Raw genomic sequence first — 17090 nt, 5'->3', positions numbered from 1 at the left:
GTCGGTAATGAAAAAATCATCCGTGCATTAGCAACATTAAAAAGTAATGTCGATAGTAGCCAGTTTTTAGCCATACAAAAGGCAGCTGCTATTGCTTTGGAAAGTGATTTATTAGAAGTGAAGTCCCACTGTCATATTTTTGAAGAACGGATGGAATTACTATATCAAGCTCTAACAGATATGGGTCTAAAGGTAGAAAAACCACGTGGAACAATTTTCCTCTGGGTTCAAGTTCCAGAAGGTTTTACATCGATGACATTTGCAGATAAACTCCTCCAAGAAGTTGGTATCCTAGTCACACCGGGCACGGCATTCGGGTCAAATGGTGAAGGGTATGTTCGAATTTCCTTATCTGTATCAAAAGAACGACTGCAAGAAGTGATTCATCGCTTAAAGTCTAGCAAGTTAAGGGGAGGGAATTAATTTTGAGCACACAAATTAAAGGCGTTTTTTCTGCTAATCAAACAGCAGCACAAGCGATTGTCACCTGTATGAAAAATGAAGGGATTGACAAAGTGTTCTGTGTTCCAGGGGAAAGTTATTTACCACTCCTTGATGCGCTGTATGATGAGCCTTCAATTGATGTTATTTCTGCACGTCATGAAGGTGGGGCAGCTTTTATGGCAGAGGGCTATGCAAAGGCAAGCCTCAAACCAGGAATTGTCCTTGCAACCCGGGGAGTTGGCGCTACGAATCTCTCAATAGGCGTTCATACAGCATATCAAGACTCTACACCGATGATTGTTTTCTTAGGCCAAGTTGATAGTCGATTTCGTGGTCGGGAAGGTTTCCAAGAAGTTGATTTAGAGCAATATTTTGCCCCAATTGCTAAATGGGCAGTTGAAATTAAACATCCAGAAAGGGTTCCAGAAATTGTTTCACGTGCTTTTCATATCGCAAGATCGGGTCGTCCTGGTCCGGTTGTTATTTCACTTCCGGAAGATGTTCTACCAAAAGTCGGACAAATGATTTTTAATCCCTTGATGAATGTGCCAAAGCCAGCACCTTCGCAAAGAGAAGTACACGAAATCAAGCGTATTCTATCAGAAGCAAGAAGCCCACTAATCATTGCGGGTGGTGGGATAAAAACGGCTGAAGCAGAAGAGGTACTCCTCTCTTTTGCTGAAAAAAATCATCTCCCTGTTATGGCGAGTTTCCGAAGACATGATGTTTTTCCGAATGATCATTCACTATATGTCGGTCACTTAGGTTTAGGAACGAGCAAGGAAGTTTTAAGAACAGTCGAGGGTGCCGATGTCATTATAGCGATTGGTTCACGACTGTCAGAAGTAACGACACAAGACTATCAACTGATTACTCGCGATCACCGACTCATTCATATTGACATTTCATTCGATACGATTGGAAAAGTATTTGTGCCAGAATTAGGTATCGTATCAGATGCGAAGGAAGCTTTAGAGAAACTTCTTGACATAGAGTTATCGCCATGTTGGCATGATTGGGTCACTGAAAGAAACGAAGCCGTGCGAAAAAGCTCATTACTTCAAGTGAGTGAAAAAGATGTGATAAACAAACATATTATAAAGGAAATGGTCAACAGTCTTCCGGCTGATACAGTTATAACGAATGATGCAGGAAATTTTGCTGGTTGGTTGCATTCATACTATCCTTTTCAAGAAAAACATACGTATGTCGGACCAACCTCTGGAGCGATGGGGTATGGTTTACCTGCTGCTTTAGGGGCAAAATTAGCTTATCCTAATAAAACCGTTGTTTCTTTATCGGGAGATGGTGGTTTTATGATGACTGTTCAGGAATTGGAGACGGCAGTGCGGTACAATATCCCCGTTATTGCTCTAGTCTTTAATAATCAGTCATATGGCACGATTCGGATGCATCAAGAAATCGTCTATCCACATCGCGTGATGGCGACCGATTTAGGAGCGACATCATTTTCTGAATTAGCAAAATCAGTCGGTGCGTACGGTTATCGTGTTGAAACAATTGAGGAATTTGAAAGCGCTTTAAATAAAGCTCTGAAACACAATCATATGACCGTTATTGAAATATTAACAGATGTTGAGCAGATTTCAGTAAACGCAACGATTGAGGATCTTAGAAAAAAACATTAAGAAAAATCATCTTATTAGGAGGTTTTATTGATGACAGAAGCATTATTAGATGTGAAAAAACTAGCAAACTATATTAATGGTGAATGGGTAGAGGTAGAGGGGGAAACAACACCAGTTGTGAATCCAGCAACAGGTGAAACAGTTCTTGAAGTGCCATTGTCTGATAAAACAGCAGTTGATGCAGCAGTTAAGGCAGCAAAACATGCACAGAAAGAATGGGCCCTTGTGCCAGCACCGCAACGTGCTGAAATTTTATATGAAGTGGGCCATATTATGAAAAAACGAAAAGAAAAACTCGCATATTTATTAACATTAGAAAATGGAAAAGTGCTAGAAGAAGCGCGTGGCGAAGTCCAAGAAGGAATTGATATGGCGTTTTATATGGCTGGTGAAGGAAGACGTCTATTTGGACAAACGACACCAACCGAACTACAAAACAAATTTGCCATGAGTGTACGTGCACCAATTGGTGTTGTTGGTATTATTACACCGTGGAACTTTCCAATTGCAATTGCTACTTGGAAGTCATTCCCAGCAATTGTAGCTGGAAATTCGGTCGTTTGGAAGCCGGCGACAGAAACACCGATTATGGCATATGAATTAGCAAAGATTTTTGAAGAAGCTGGCCTACCAAAAGGAGTCATTAACGTTGTTTTCGGTTCAGGTTCAACGGTTGGTGATGCGATGGTTCACCATGACGATATTCGTGTCATATCCTTTACGGGTTCAAATGAAACGGGGAGAAATATTGCCGCTGAATGTGGCCGTCAATTGAAAAAGGTTTCTTTAGAAATGGGGGGTAAAAACGCTGTCATCGTTATGGATGATGCTGATTTAGATTTAGCGGTTGAAGGGATTATTTGGAGTGCTTTCGGCACGAGTGGTCAGCGTTGTACCGCATGTAGCCGTGTCATTGTGCATGAAGATGTGAAAGAAACGTTAGAAGAGCGTTTACTCCATGCGATGGAACAACTTACGATTGGAAATGGAACAGATGAATCGGTCCGTGTTGGTCCAATCATTAACCAAGCTGGAATGGATAAAATTAAGAAATATGTTGAGATTGGGAAAGAAGAAGGGGCTAAACTACTTGCTGGTGGCTATGAAATGACAGATGGTGATTACGAAAAAGGCCATTTCTTTGCACCGACATTATTTACAGATGCAACGATCGATATGCGTATTGCGCAAGAAGAAATATTTGGTCCAGTTGTGTCACTCATTCCAGTCAAGAGTTTTGAAGAAGCGATTGAGGCAAACAACAGCGTTTCCTATGGCTTATCAAGCTCAATTTTTACAAAAGATGTGAACCGCGTGTTTACAGCGCAGCGTGATTTAGATACAGGAATTGTTTATGTTAATGCAGGAACAACTGGTGCGGAAATTCACCTTCCATTTGGTGGAACAAAGGGTACTGGAAATGGTCATCGTGATTCAGGTGTTCAAGCACTTGATGTCTTCACAGAATGGAAGGCGGTTTATGTTGACTATAGTGGTAAATTACAACGTGCACAAATTGATACAGAATAATAAATAAACAATCTTGGGAATAAGGGAGTGTCAGTTATGAAAATAGGTGTATTAGGTTCAGGCTTAATGGGAAAAGAAGCCACACGTGATTTAGTATCTAGTCCAGGTGTAAAAGCCGTCGGATTGGCAGATATTGATTTAGCGCGTGCTGAAGCAATCTGTCAGCAACTTGATTCAGATAAATTAACGGCTTACCAAGTGGATGCAAGTGACGAAGTTGAATTGGCGAATTATATGCGCCAATTCGATGTCATCATCAATGCGTTATTTTATTCATTTAATGAAATCGTAGCGAAAACGGCCATTCAAGTCGGTGTCAGTTCAGTCGATTTAGGTGGTCATATCGGGCATATTACGGACAAAGTTTTAACATTAAAAGACGATGCAAAAGCATCTGGTGTGACGATTATTCCTGATTTAGGTGTTGCCCCTGGTATGATTAATATTTTATCAGGATATGGTGCGAGTCAATTAGATCATGTCGGCTCGATTAAACTCTATGTAGGCGGGATTCCTGTCCAGCCTAAGCCACCACTTGAATATAATCATGTATTTTCAATGGAAGGATTATTCGATCACTATACCGATCCATCGCTCATCATTCGGAATGGAATGAAGATGGAAGTGCCATCATTATCAGAAGTGGAAACAATTCATTTTGATAAATTTGGTCCATTAGAAGCATTCCATACGTCAGGTGGAACATCAACTTTATCCATTTCTTATCCAAATTTAAAAACATTAGAATATAAAACGATTCGCTATCGTGGTCATGCTGAAAAATTCCAACTACTTGTCGATTTAAATTTAACACGTAAAGATTATGAAGTAGATGTCAATGGAGTCATCGTTAGTCCGCGTGAAGTGTTATTAAAAGTGCTTGACCCAATTGTTGAATTAGGTGAAAAAGATGACGCTGTTTTATTACGTGTCATTGTATCAGGTGATAAAGCAGGGGAAAAAACAACCTATGAATATGAAATGACCACATTTAAAGACCGTGAGCATCAAGTTACTGCTATGGCAAGAGCAACGGCGAATACAATATCGGTTGTTGCACAAATGATTGCTAGTGGCCAAATTGATAAACGAGGTGTCTATCCACCTGAACAGATTGTACCGGGAGATGTTTATATTAAAGAAATGGCTAAGCGTGGTGTCAATATTATTGAAACTGTGACATCAAATAAAACACCAGTAAAAAGTTAAAGGAAAGATTATACGATTTCGTCTTTAATCCCTCTGCACCGAAAGCAGGGGGATATTTTTAAACAGATGTGTAAGGAGTCATAAAGATGAATAAGAGTGTTCACAAAGCTTTACAGATTTTAGAACTATTTACAGAAGAAACACGAGAACTATCGTTAAACGACATTTCAAAACGGCTAAATATGCCGAAGCCAACTGCTTATCGTTTGGTCACAACATTAGAAACGAGAGATTATTTAATGAAAATTAGAGAAGGGCAAGATAGTAGCTATCGTCTCGGATTAAAACTACTAGAGCTTGGTCAACTTGTATCTAATCAACTAGAAATTAGAGAGCACGCCCTACCGATTATGCAAGAGTTAGTAAAGAATATTAATGAAGCGGTTCATTTAGTCGTTATCCGTCAAAATGAAGCCGTTTATATTGAAAAAGTAGATAGTACACGGACAATACGCTTATATACCCGTGTAGGAAAACGCTCACCACTTCATATTGGCTCTGGTCCTAAGCTACTCCTTGCTTTTTTAGCAAAAGATAAACAAAAAGGGATTCTAGAAGAACTAGATGAAGAGACTAAGAGGCGTCTTCAACTCGAATTGAAGAGGATTTTAAAGCAAGGTTATGCTTTTAGTGAAGGTGAACAAGATGCCAATACGATTGGGATTTCCTATCCGATTTTTAATTATAAAAACCAAGTCATTGCTTCCTTAACGGTAAGTGGATTATCTAGTTATTTTACCGATGACAATCTACAAAAAATAAAACGAGAAACAAAATTAGCAGCGTATGATATATCTAAAAAAATGGGTTATCTCGGTTAATAAAGGGGGGAGATTTATCATGCGAACAGTATTTATTGCAGGTCATGCCCGACTACCTTCTGGAATGGCAGCGAAAAGCATTTATGATACAGTGACAATTACAGCAGAAATTGATAAAAAATATGGGGTGATTGTTAATGCCGGATGTACATTAGCAACTTTACACGGGCGTGAATTTGTTCAACAGTTGCTCCGAGGCTATAGCTTAAATGATGGGATCGATGAACCAATAGCCACACTCAAAAAGCACTATCTCGGGAAAGCAGGTCATGCATTAGCATCAGCCCTAACTGATTTATATAAGCAATTTGAGATGTATAAGAACAATGAAGAATGAGAGGGGTGGATAACATCCCTTTTTTTGTTAATTAATAAACGAATATATGTTATGATGGAAAAAATCCTGTTATTCCATGGAGGAAAATATGTTTAGCTATTATGGAAAATTAAGCACACAATTATATGATGTTACGAAGCCTGTTGGCCACTCAATTAATGGTGATATCGAATATTATCTTAAACGATTACAAGGCACAAAAGGAAAAATATTAGAACCAGCTGTTGGATCCGGTCGTTTTATCATCCCGTTACTGAATAAAGGCTATGATGTAGATGGTATTGATTATTCAGCTCATATGTTAGCGTCATGCCAGAAGCGTTGTCATGAAAGGGGATTGAATCCTAATTTGTATGAAGCAAATTTATCTCAATTCTCATTACCTGAAAAATATGAAGCAATCGTTATGCCGACTGGTTCATTTTGTTTAATTGATGAATACGATGATGCGATAAGTGTTTTGACAAGTTTTTATCATCATCTCGTTCCAGGTGGCCGTCTTATCGTAGATTTACTATTACCTGTAGATTGGCATACTGGGGAGATATCGACGACTCCTTATTCATTATCTAGTGATGAGGGAATTGTCTTAGAGAACAAATCTATTGAAATAAACTGGGTGAATCAAACGACACGTTCTCTATTAAAATATGAAAAATGGCGTCATGGAAAATTGGTAGATACAGAGTTACAAGAATTTGTTATGCGCTGGTATGGGATTGAAGAGTTCTCGATGATCCTTGAAAAAATCGGCTTTACTCACATAACATGCTCGGCAGATTATACTTTTCAGAAGGCACCATCAAAAGAAACAGAACTTGTTACGTTTGAAGCAATTCGATTATAAACACTTTTGTTATTACATGAATCTACTTATTAGGTAAGCTAGAGATTACTACACAAAGTACAAAAGGACTACCCTCCCTCATAGGATAGTCCTCTTTTCGTTACTCTACTCCAATGGAAACAAATGTATACTCTAAAAACTCCTCCATCCCGTGATGTCCTCCTTCTTTACTATTACCAGATTGCTTTATACCACCAAACGGAGCTTCTGGTGTAGCTGGAAACACATCGTTAACACCGACAATGCCATATTCTAGTTGTTCAACAACGCGTAAAGTACGACTTGTATTTTCAGTGAAAATATAAGCAGCTAATCCATAGTCGGTATCATTTGCTTTACGGATGACATCTGTTTCATCCGTAAATGTTTGGATTGGAAATAGCGGACCAAAAGTTTCTTCATTCATCACTAACATGTCATCGGTGACATTACTAATGACAGTTGGTGGATAGAAATATCCCTTCAATTCATCAGTTAATTCATAGCCACCTGTGACAACTTTAGCGCCTTTTTGTAATGCATCATCAAGTTGATGTTGAACTTTATCACAGGCTGCTTGATTAATAAGCGGGCCTAAGTCGGTTTCTTGATTAAGCCCATTTCCGATAACGAGTTTTTCAACCTTTTCCTTTAACATAGCTGTAAATGATCCATGAATCGTTTCATGGACATATAAACGATTCGCACAAATACATGTTTGCCCATTATTACGGAATTTACTAGCAAGGGCGAGGGATGTCGCTTTATCTAAATCTGCATCCTCAAACACGATAAATGGCGCATGCCCACCGAGCTCGAGTGAGACCTTCTTGACCTGTTCACTCGCTTCACGCATTAAGTATTTTCCAACTGGTGTCGAACCAGTAAATGTAATTAATTTGACAGTCTTGTGTGAGAGTAATGTCTTGCCAATGGCTTCAGCATCTCCTGTTACCATATTGACCACACCATTTGGCATACCTGCTTTTTCGAAAACTTTAACAATCTCGATGGCAGACAACGGTGTTTCAGGAGATGGTTTTAAAACGACCGTACAACCAGCTGCTAATGCTGGTGCCAGTTTTCTCGTGATCATTGAAGAAGGAAAGTTCCATGGTGTAATGGCTCCGACAACACCGATTGGTTTCGGAATCACGAGCAATCTCTTTGATGAAACAGATGAAGGAATCCATTCTCCGTAGGCGCGTGATGCTTCTTCGGCATACCAAAGCAAGAACTGCGCCGCTCCCTTTACTTCTCCAATTGCTTCTTGAATAGGTTTTCCTTGTTCGAGTGTTAATATTTTCCCTAATCGATCAGCATCTTGTGCCATTAATTCAGCTGCACGGTATAACACTTTTGAGCGTTCGCGCCCTGTTAAGCTGCTCCATGAAGTGAATGCTTTTTTTGCGGCTTTTATGGCAGCTTCAGTTTCAGCCTCTCCGCCATGAGCAACTTCTGTTAGCTTCTCAAGTGTAGCAGGATTGTATATCGTTTCTGTTTTTCCTCGATTCACATCAAGCCATTTTCCATCAATAAAAATACTTCTCGTTACATCCTGAAACATATAAGCCCTCCTTTAAAATTAAATAATATTGAATATCGTGTACTCGAGTTTGAAAAAGAAATTGCGCAATCCCAGGCTAAAATCGCGCAGTCCCCGGCCATAATCGCGCCATTTTTAACACAACATTCATCATGATTAATATGCTCCTACTTCATCTACATCCCAAGCTGGAAGCATTTTGTTTAATGGTTTATCTTCGCGATAGCCTAGGACATATTCGGCTTGTAAAATGGTGTGAATCTCACGCGTTCCTTCATAAATGACAGGTGCTTTAGAATTTCTTAAGTAGCGCTCTACCGGATATTCATCTGAAAAACCATATGCTCCATGGATTTGAACGGCATCATCAGCAGCTTTATTCGCAAAGTCACATGCTTGCCATTTTGCAAGGGATGTTTCTCTTGTATTTCGTTTTCCTTGATTTTTCAACTCTCCAGCACGGTAGACGAGTAAGCGACTCATTTGTAAACCAGCTTCCATATTGGCAAGCATTTGTTGCACAAGTTGGTGCCTACCAATCGGTTTTCCAAATGTTTCACGCTCATGGCAATATTTCACACTCGCTTCGATACAAGCCATAATTTGACCGACAGCACCAGCTGCTACTGTAAAACGACCATTGTCTAAAGCAGACATAGCAATTTTAAATCCTTCGCCTTCTTCACCAAGTAAATTTTCTTTAGGAACTTTTACATTATCAAAGAAAATTTCACCCGTATTTCCAGCGCGGATGCCGAGTTTCCCTTTAATTGCTTTTGAAGAAAAACCTTCCCACTCTCTTTCAACGATAAAGGCGGAAATACCGTGATGTTTTTTCGATTTATCTGTATAAGCAAAAACGATGAAGTAGTCAGCAATATCGCAAAGTGAAATCCACGTTTTTGAACCGTTTAAAATGTAATAGTCTCCATCTTTTATAGCAGTTGCTTGCATGCCAGCAACATCAGAACCAGCAGCAGGTTCAGTCAATCCGAAGGCACCAATTTTTTCACCTTTTGCTTGTGGGACAAGATACCTTTCCTTTTGTTTTTCATTTCCCCATTGTAATAACGTCATACTATTTAAGCCTGTATGAACGGAAACCGCCGTACGAAATGCGGTATCTCCACGCTCTAACTCTTCACAAACAATCGCCAAAGAGTTATAATCCATACCACTACCACCGTACTTTTCAGGTATACATACTCCCATTAATCCGAGTTCTGCTAAACGGCCCATAATTGATAATGGAAACTCACCTTGACGATCCCAATCCGAGATATGTGGCATGATTTCTTTATCGACAAAACCTCTCACTGTTTGACGTAACATGTTTTGTTCTTCACTAAATTCAAAATTCATTTGGCATTCTTCCTTTCAATTTCTATTTATTATTTCTTCAGAAAAAATTTCCTCATTATGTTCGCCCACTTCTGGTGGATGGTAACGGACAGAAATTGGTGTTCGTGATAATTTTAATGGACTTCCAATCATACGAATTGCTCCCGCTACTGGATGGTCATGTTCAATAAACATGTCTCTCGCTTGCAGCTGTGGATCATTCATTAATTCTTTTAAATTCTGAATCGGTCCACAAGGGATTTGGCGCTTATCACAAGCGTCTAGCCAATACGCAGTTGGTTTTATTATAAATATTTTTTCTAATAAAGGAATAAGTTCTTCACGGTGTTTCACACGATTAGGATTTGTCTTGAACCGATTATCTTCAGCATATTGGGGCTTACCTATGACTTCACAAAGGTCTGTAAATTGACGATCATTTCCGACTGCAATCACTATATAGCCGTCTTGAGTTTGGAACGTCTGGTACGGAACGATATTCGCATGTTGATTTCCTAGTCGTTTTGGAATTTGCCCTGACATTAAAAAATTACTGCCAATATTGACAAGTGAACTAACTGCTGCATCATATAATGAAATATCCAGCTTTTGTCCTTTTCCTGAGACCGTCCGTTCTAATAGAGCACCTTGAATACCAATACATGCATAAAGCCCTGTTAAAATGTCTGTAATAGCGACACCAAGTTTCTGGGGACCAGATTGATCTGTACCTGTAATACTCATTAGTCCACTCATTGCTTGAATCATAAAGTCATAGCCCGGTTTATCCTTATAAGGACCTGTTTCACCAAATCCAGTAATTGAACAGTAGACTAGTTGTGGATTAATTTCTTTTAAAATGTCATAGTCTAACCCAAAGCGTTCCATTGTCCCAGTTTTAAAATTATGAATGAGGACATCACTGTCTTGTATAAGTTGTTTTATTTGTTCAACACCTTCTTCAGACTTCAAATCAATCGTGACACTTCGTTTGTTACGATTTGCACAGAGATAATATGCACTCACCCCATTTTTAAAAGGCGGCCCCCATTTTCTCGTATCATCACTTCCACCTGGAGCCTCGACTTTAATAACGTCTGCCCCTAAATCACCGAGAATCATTGTACAATATGGCCCTGCTAGAACGCGAGATAAATCTAAAACACGAATGTGTTCTAATGTACCACTCATGTTATGTACCCCCTTTCTAAATCTTATGGTCTTATTATAGAAAGTATTAGAATCTCGTTCGAAACAAATAAAAAGCCAGCCCAAATCGAATTGCATTTACATGCAAGACAATTTGAACTGGCTCATATCTGTCACATGCGTCTGGCGTTGACGTCACACAGATTAGGCAGTTAAGCGAACCATTCGATTGTATGTGATAAAAAGGAATCTTACGCTCTCAAAAGTTTCGAACAAGATTCTTTATTGATATTATAAATGATTCGCACAAGTTTGTAAACGCTTTCTTAGGAAAACATAAACAAAAGTGAGTCCTTATTTTGTTTATGAATCATTGTTGACTGTCAAAAAGTCATCTATAATAAATAAAGTGTAAAGGGGAGGAAGAAAGTGGGATTTCAAAAATATCTTTATATTTTATCGGTTGCTTTAATTATTCTAGGATTACCAATTGTCGCTTATATTGTTTTTCTAGATATTGATCATCCAGTAGCTTATTACGGTGTTATTTCTTATATCATCATTTTAATTCTTTTTTTATTTATTAGTCTCATTATTTTTATCAAACGATTAAAACATGTTTCAAATGAAGATACGAAAAGAATCGTGAAGCAGTTTTTGATTTTGTTTATCGTTTTAAGTGTTGTGAATATTGCGATTACATATTTGTTTAGTGGCAAGGAGGTCAGTTTTTTACAACATTTAATTATGCCCTTTGCTATTTCTGCAGGAATAACATTTTATGATATTTTTTCTTTTAAAAAGAATTAACTAAAACAAAGCGGAGAAAACATTCGTTTTTCTCCGCTTGAATTCCATTCCGAGGACTATTCTATGCGTTAAAAATTATTTAGCAGATTTTTGTAGTTTACTAATCATTCCGACTGCACGTCCTGTTCCAATCGCAACTGCTTCCGATGGATTAGGCGCTAAATTGACAGGGACTAATAATTCATTAGATAACCATTCTTGCATACCGTGAAGTAATGAGCCTCCACCAGTTAAGACAACACCACGATCAACAATATCTCCACTTAGTTCTGGTGGACAGTTTTCTAATGTTGCTTTAATGGCATCTAAAATCTGCTCAAGTGATTCTTTTAGAGCCGCATATATTTCTGTTGACGTAATCGTAATTGTTTTTGGTAAACCAGTTACTAAGTCACGACCACGGACTTCCATATTTTCTTCTGTATGATTTGGATGGGCATAACCGATTTCCATTTTCACTTGTTCAGCGGTTCGTTCCCCGATGAGTACATTGTATTTTTTACGAATGGATTGAATGATTTCTTCATCAAAACGATCCCCACCGATACGAATTGAAGTTGAGGAAACGACACCACCAAAGGAAATGATACCAACTTCTGATGTACCCCCACCAATGTCGACAACGACGTTTGCAATTGGCTCCTCAACCGGTAAATCAGCACCGATAGCAGCTGCTACAGGTTCTTCAATGATATGGACTGATTTAACGCCGGAACTTGCAATGGCATTATGAATGGCGCGACGTTCGACTTCTGTACTACCAGTCGGGGTACAGACAACGACAACTGGTTTTCTTAGTGACATCCCCACTTTTTTGCTTACCTTTTTCATAAACGCTTTAAGTAATTGTGTTGTCACATCGAAATCAGCAATGACTCCGTCTTTTAGTGGGCGGATTGGGACTATGTTTTTTGGGGTTTTACCAATCATTTCCTTCGCTTCCGTACCGACAGCAATGACTTCTTTTGAATCTATATCAATCGCCACTACAGCGGGTTCATTTAATACAATGCCCTTTGATTTGGCATAAATAAGAACATTTGCTGTTCCAAGATCGATTCCGATTTCTGCATTTGAAAACATAATTTGTTCCTCCAATGATGATAGTTTTAACTTCTAATAACATGTTGAACGATGAAAATCCTACTCTATATCATAACACACGTACTATAAAGATAAGGAAAAAACCTTCAAAAAACAAGTAACAATTCGTTTACAAAACATGTCACTTTGTAACATTTCCACCCTGTTTTTCATGTTGTCAAGAACAAATTGATGCCAACTTCAACCAATGCAATAAAATTATCCCTATCTTTCCTTGTAACGGTATTAGGAAAAGGCATATGATATAAGGCTTTCAATGTATTTTAATTCTATTTTTTATGGTTGGAAATTGCTCCCACAAATATTACATAAATATCGTGATATATTTATTTTGCGAGCCACAGCAAGCGACAAAAAAACGAAAAAATTAAAAGGAGCGTGTTTTATACATGTTAAAAAAAGTAACCGCAGTGACCGCATTATCAGCCGCCATTTTATTCGGTGGAAACCTAGGAACAGTAGATGCATCTATTTCTTCACCAGAACCAGTTAAACAACAAACTTATACGAAAGTATACTATTCAGTTAACGGTAAATGGCAACCGCTTAACGATCAATATAAAACGATCATTAAAAGATGTTTCCCGAACATCCAATGGGAAAAAGGAACATCAGAAAATAAAACATCTGATAATAAATCAAAAGATACTCAAGTTCAAAAGCCAAAAGAATCGGTAAAACAGCCAACTAATCATGTCGATCAAAAGCCAAAAGAACCAGTAAAACAGCCAACTAATGTAGAAAATAATACACAACCAACGCAAAATACAAAACCATCAGCACCAGAACAAAAACAAGATGAAACAAATAAAGGTTATGCACTCAATCAATATGAGCAAGAAGTGGTTGAGTTAACAAACCAAGAACGTACTAAACGTGGCCTAAAACCATTTAAGATTAATAATGAATTAAGTCAAGTAGCTCGTGAGAAATCTCGTGATATGGCAGTAAATGGGTACTTTTCACATAATAGTCCAACATATGGCTCACCGTTTGATATGATGAAAAAATGGGGTATTACCTATCGTACAGCTGGTGAAAACATTGCGAAAGGACAACGCACACCACAACAAGTTGTTCAAGCTTGGATGAATAGTGACGGTCACCGTAAAAACATCTTGAATCCTAACTTCACTGAAATTGGTGTTGGTTATATTGAAAAAGGAAATGTTTGGACGCAGCAATTTATTGGTAGATAAATAAAATAACAATTAAATGATTTCTGATGGAATCCTATCATAGGATTCCTTTTTTTATGGACAAATAGTTAAACATGATATTTTCGTGAACTTACGTCAATATTCGACAAAAATAATCATTTTTCATATATAATCTAGTATGCGGAGGAGGAACACGCATGATTGGTACGATAAGAATTTATTTATATGCAGCAATCTATGTGATCGGCAGTTATTTCAGGCTATTACGAGCAAAAAAATTAGCTAATCAGTCTCATCTTCCCCATATTCAGGAAGAAATATTTAAAACACCAAGTGTTGTCTCGCAAAAAGTTATTGAAAAAACAAATACGAAAGTTTATGTTGAGGGGGAGAAACATTTACCTGAGGGACCTGCTTTGTATGTTGCTAACCATCAAGGACTATTTGATATTTTGGCTTTACTTGGTTATTTAGGTAAACCAGTAGGATTTATTGCAAAAATAGAAATAAAAAGGATTCCAATTATCCGTTCATGGATGAAGTTACTACATTGTGTTTTTATTGATCGAACAGATCGCCGGCAGTCTGTACGTGCCATACAAAAAGGAACAAGGAACATCAAAAAAGGCTGTTCGATGGTTATTTTTCCAGAGGGAACACGAAGCAAAGATGGTGAATTAAATCGTTTTAAAGCAGGGAGCTTTCGCTTAGGTACAAAAGCAAAGGTGCCGATTATACCGGTAACAATTGATGGGACACGCGAAATGTACGAACAAAATAACAATCGCGTTAAGTCGTCTAAGATTCGGCTCGTTATCGGACAACCGATTACCCCGGAAGAATACAGCGAGATGACTGGAAAAGAGCTTGCTCAATATACTGAAAAAATCATCGCTAAAGAGCTTCATAACATGAGAGGACATGTAGCACATTCTTCTCAAACAAAGGATGTACCATTACAAGTCTAATAAAAAAATCAGGGTAAAGAACATATGACCCTGATTTTTTTATTGTCTTATAACTTCTCAACCACATGAAAAATAGGTTCTTGTTTCTTAAATGTCGTTACGTATTTAAAACCAAGATCCTTTAATATGTCTAAAACGAGCGGGAATTTATATCCAAGCGTCGTTTCAGAATGTGAATCAGACCCAAGTGTAATGATTTCTCCCCCCATTTTCTTATATAGCTTTAATATATCAATGCTAGGCATAATGGTATCCATACCATATCTAAAGCTTGATGTATTAATTTCTATCCCCTTACCTTTTGGGATGAGTTCTTTAAATATGTCTTCGATGAGATCATGAAAATCATGATTGACATTATCTTTCGTATAACGTTTGACTAAATCCAGATGTCCAAGAACAGAATAATGATTAAAATGTTTTGCACAGTATAAAAGCTCTTCATAATATTTGAGAAATGCTTCTTCAGTCGTTCTATCCTTAAATAAATTCCCGTAGTGCAATGTTTTTCGATCGGTTGTATGCATCGAACAAATAATAAAATCAAATGACTCTTTCCTTAATAAGTCATCATACTGTTTTAACAGATGGGGTTGAACACCAATTTCGACTCCTTTTTTGATTGCTAGACGATCCGCATAAGCCACTTGCATTGCTTTTATTTTCTGATCATAAGCGTCTAAATTAAATTCGAACGTTATGGTCGAATCAGGATAATCATAATCAATATGTTCAGTAAAACAAATTTCCGAAAATCCTTTTTCAATCGCTATTTCTATTGTTTTTTCCATTGGGGTTTCACAATCTGCAGAAAAATTACTATGAATATGATAATCAATCATGGAAAACATCCTCCTTATAGTTGACAGAAATCAATCTATCTACTAGAATACAATATAACTTCACTACGGTAAAGCAATAAAGTGATAAAGTTAGAGGGCGAAAGGAGAAGAAATATGTATCAATCCAATCTGAACGATGTACTTAAAGCAAATACATTAACATGCGAAAAAAAAGAGAACATCATCAAGACGGCAGAGCAGCTCTTTCATACATATGGATATGATGAAATTGAGACGCCGATTTTTGAACCCTATGATTTATATTTTGCTGTGGATGGGCTGATTATGCAAGACGATATGGTTAAAGTAATCGGTCCTTCAGGGAAAGTACTCGTATTACGCCCTGATGTAACAATTCCAGTGGCTAGATTAATAGCCAAACACGCTAAGGATAACCGACAACTTGAAAGATATTTTTATATCATGGATGTTTTTAGACACGCATCCGATCGCGTTGTAGCACACAAACAAATTGGGGTAGAGCTTTTCGGAGATAATTCAGCAGAAGTCGATGCTGAAGTATTAGCATTAGCCTATGATTTATTATCAAACTTACAATTTACTGATTTTACAATCGAAGTCGGACATGCGGGCTTTGTCAAACAGATTTTAGAAGAAATCACTTTAACACATGATGAACTTAAACAATTAAAACAATTTATTCAAGCAAAAAACAAAGCTGATTTACAGTCTTTTCTAAGCAAACACCAAGTCAGTAAGTCATTACAACATGTGATATTGGAAATTCCAGATTTATATGGTCCTGCTGATAAAGTGATACAACGAGCGCGAACGTTATCACTAAATAATGCGATGAACCTAGCGATTGATCAACTTGAAAATATTTATCAGTTGCTAGATTTATATGGAATAACTGAAAAAATTGTATTGAACTTAGGATTAATTAACCAAATGGATTATTACTCGGATGTGATTTTTCAAGGTTTTATAGCAAATGCTGGAGAACCCGTTTTAATGGGTGGAAGATACGATACATTGACTGAAAAATTTGGTGTCATGATGCCAGCCATCGGTTTTGGTTGTGATATTCATTTGATGATGGGCAGATTAAAAATGAATCGAGATGTTTCAAAAAGAGAGGAAGAAATCATCGTCGATTACACACCAAATAGGATAAAAGAAGCCTATCAATTAATGAAGCTATTAAGAAGACAGTCAAAGCGGGTATTAATGAATCATGCCCCTTGGGAAATCGATAATAATGATCCTGTTCATGGCATTTATTTAAAAGAAGATCAAACAATAGTTTTCAAAGAAGGTGCAAAGAAAGTATTCGATAATATAGAAGACGTTTTGGCGCAATTTCAATAAAAAATAATAGAAGGAGGACGCA

Annotated in this window: 16 protein-coding genes; 11 read left to right on the top strand and 5 right to left on the bottom strand. The window is 37.6% G+C overall.

What is annotated here, in order from left to right:
• From VIG73_RS14360 to VIG73_RS14330, 7 genes are all read left to right on the top strand, one after another.
• Positions 1-423, top strand: a 423-nt coding sequence (locus VIG73_RS14360; protein ID WP_331643233.1) for an aminotransferase class I/II-fold pyridoxal phosphate-dependent enzyme, incomplete at its 5' end; no start/stop codon positions are given.
• A 2-nt stretch (positions 424-425) separates the two neighbouring features.
• Positions 426-2093: a thiamine pyrophosphate-binding protein gene (locus VIG73_RS14355; RefSeq protein WP_331643231.1), complete on the top strand. Its 1668-nt coding sequence runs from the start codon at positions 426-428 to the stop codon at positions 2091-2093.
• A 30-nt stretch (positions 2094-2123) separates the two neighbouring features.
• On the top strand, positions 2124-3623 hold the full coding sequence (locus VIG73_RS14350; RefSeq protein WP_331643229.1) for an aldehyde dehydrogenase family protein: 1500 nt from the start codon (positions 2124-2126) through the stop codon (positions 3621-3623).
• 36 nt (positions 3624-3659) lie between these two features.
• Positions 3660-4832 (top strand): saccharopine dehydrogenase family protein, encoded by a 1173-nt coding sequence (locus VIG73_RS14345; protein ID WP_331643227.1) that lies wholly within the window; start codon positions 3660-3662, stop codon positions 4830-4832.
• An 86-nt stretch (positions 4833-4918) separates the two neighbouring features.
• The gene (locus VIG73_RS14340; RefSeq protein ID WP_331643225.1) at positions 4919-5653 is read left to right on the top strand and encodes an IclR family transcriptional regulator; all 735 of its coding nucleotides are present in this window, start codon (positions 4919-4921) and stop codon (positions 5651-5653) included.
• A 19-nt stretch (positions 5654-5672) separates the two neighbouring features.
• Positions 5673-5990, top strand: coding sequence for a DUF3870 domain-containing protein (locus VIG73_RS14335; RefSeq protein ID WP_331643223.1), 318 nt, complete (start codon positions 5673-5675; stop codon positions 5988-5990).
• 88 nt (positions 5991-6078) lie between these two features.
• On the top strand, positions 6079-6837 hold the full coding sequence (locus VIG73_RS14330; RefSeq protein WP_331643220.1) for a class I SAM-dependent methyltransferase: 759 nt from the start codon (positions 6079-6081) through the stop codon (positions 6835-6837).
• A 100-nt stretch (positions 6838-6937) separates the two neighbouring features.
• Here VIG73_RS14330 and VIG73_RS14325 read toward each other — a convergent pair whose 3' ends face one another.
• From VIG73_RS14325 to VIG73_RS14315, 3 genes are all read right to left on the bottom strand, one after another.
• Positions 6938-8383, bottom strand: a complete 1446-nt coding sequence (locus VIG73_RS14325) for an NAD-dependent succinate-semialdehyde dehydrogenase (protein WP_331643218.1) — start codon at positions 8381-8383, stop codon at positions 6938-6940.
• Positions 8384-8518: 135 nt separating this feature from the next.
• On the bottom strand, positions 8519-9724 hold the full coding sequence (locus VIG73_RS14320; RefSeq protein WP_331643216.1) for an acyl-CoA dehydrogenase family protein: 1206 nt from the start codon (positions 9722-9724) through the stop codon (positions 8519-8521).
• Positions 9725-9739: 15 nt separating this feature from the next.
• Entirely contained in the window at positions 9740-10894 is a 1155-nt protein-coding gene (locus tag VIG73_RS14315) for a CoA transferase (protein ID WP_331643214.1), read from the bottom strand.
• Positions 10895-11281: 387 nt separating this feature from the next.
• Between VIG73_RS14315 and VIG73_RS14310 the strand changes: the two genes are divergently transcribed.
• The gene (locus VIG73_RS14310) at positions 11282-11662 is read left to right on the top strand and encodes a hypothetical protein (RefSeq protein ID WP_331643212.1); all 381 of its coding nucleotides are present in this window, start codon (positions 11282-11284) and stop codon (positions 11660-11662) included.
• A gap of 75 nt (positions 11663-11737) precedes the next feature.
• Here VIG73_RS14310 and mreBH read toward each other — a convergent pair whose 3' ends face one another.
• Positions 11738-12745: a rod-share determining protein MreBH gene (gene mreBH / locus VIG73_RS14305; RefSeq protein WP_331643210.1), complete on the bottom strand. Its 1008-nt coding sequence runs from the start codon at positions 12743-12745 to the stop codon at positions 11738-11740.
• 410 nt (positions 12746-13155) lie between these two features.
• Between mreBH and VIG73_RS14300 the strand changes: the two genes are divergently transcribed.
• Together VIG73_RS14300 and VIG73_RS14295 are read left to right on the top strand one after the other, a co-directional pair.
• A complete protein-coding gene (locus VIG73_RS14300; protein WP_331643208.1) occupies positions 13156-13965 on the top strand; it encodes a CAP domain-containing protein in 810 nt (269 codons plus the stop codon).
• A 158-nt stretch (positions 13966-14123) separates the two neighbouring features.
• Positions 14124-14894, top strand: coding sequence for a lysophospholipid acyltransferase family protein (locus VIG73_RS14295; protein WP_331643206.1), 771 nt, complete (start codon positions 14124-14126; stop codon positions 14892-14894).
• 47 nt (positions 14895-14941) lie between these two features.
• Here the strand turns inward: VIG73_RS14295 and VIG73_RS14290 are convergent, their stop codons facing one another.
• A complete protein-coding gene (locus VIG73_RS14290) occupies positions 14942-15736 on the bottom strand; it encodes a histidinol-phosphatase HisJ family protein (protein WP_331643204.1) in 795 nt (264 codons plus the stop codon).
• Positions 15737-15850: 114 nt separating this feature from the next.
• Between VIG73_RS14290 and hisZ the strand changes: the two genes are divergently transcribed.
• On the top strand, positions 15851-17068 hold the full coding sequence (gene hisZ / locus VIG73_RS14285) for an ATP phosphoribosyltransferase regulatory subunit (RefSeq protein WP_331643202.1): 1218 nt from the start codon (positions 15851-15853) through the stop codon (positions 17066-17068).
• The last annotated feature ends 22 nt before the right edge of the window (positions 17069-17090 follow it).

The sequence above is a fragment of the Cerasibacillus sp. genome, from assembly GCF_036516575.1.
Lineage (GTDB): Bacteria > Bacillota > Bacilli > Bacillales > Amphibacillaceae > Cerasibacillus.
This window is presented reverse-complemented; position numbering and strand designations above follow the sequence as displayed.

Excerpts from the sequence above, each read along its gene's own strand:
- VIG73_RS14300 (WP_331643208.1), top strand. The coding sequence starts at position 13,156 with ATGTTAAAAAAAGTAACCGCAGTGACCGCATTATCAGCCGCCATTTTA.
- VIG73_RS14350 (WP_331643229.1), top strand. The coding sequence starts at position 2,124 with ATGACAGAAGCATTATTAGATGTGAAAAAACTAGCAAACTATATTAAT.
- hisZ (WP_331643202.1), top strand. The coding sequence starts at position 15,851 with ATGTATCAATCCAATCTGAACGATGTACTTAAAGCAAATACATTAACA.
- VIG73_RS14290 (WP_331643204.1), bottom strand. The coding sequence starts at position 15,736 with ATGATTGATTATCATATTCATAGTAATTTTTCTGCAGATTGTGAAACC.
- mreBH (WP_331643210.1), bottom strand. The coding sequence starts at position 12,745 with ATGTTTTCAAATGCAGAAATCGGAATCGATCTTGGAACAGCAAATGTT.
- VIG73_RS14345 (WP_331643227.1), top strand. The coding sequence starts at position 3,660 with ATGAAAATAGGTGTATTAGGTTCAGGCTTAATGGGAAAAGAAGCCACA.
- VIG73_RS14315 (WP_331643214.1), bottom strand. The coding sequence starts at position 10,894 with ATGAGTGGTACATTAGAACACATTCGTGTTTTAGATTTATCTCGCGTT.
- VIG73_RS14330 (WP_331643220.1), top strand. The coding sequence starts at position 6,079 with ATGTTTAGCTATTATGGAAAATTAAGCACACAATTATATGATGTTACG.
- VIG73_RS14295 (WP_331643206.1), top strand. The coding sequence starts at position 14,124 with ATGATTGGTACGATAAGAATTTATTTATATGCAGCAATCTATGTGATC.
- VIG73_RS14335 (WP_331643223.1), top strand. The coding sequence starts at position 5,673 with ATGCGAACAGTATTTATTGCAGGTCATGCCCGACTACCTTCTGGAATG.
- VIG73_RS14320 (WP_331643216.1), bottom strand. The coding sequence starts at position 9,724 with ATGAATTTTGAATTTAGTGAAGAACAAAACATGTTACGTCAAACAGTG.
- VIG73_RS14325 (WP_331643218.1), bottom strand. The coding sequence starts at position 8,383 with ATGTTTCAGGATGTAACGAGAAGTATTTTTATTGATGGAAAATGGCTT.
- VIG73_RS14340 (WP_331643225.1), top strand. The coding sequence starts at position 4,919 with ATGAATAAGAGTGTTCACAAAGCTTTACAGATTTTAGAACTATTTACA.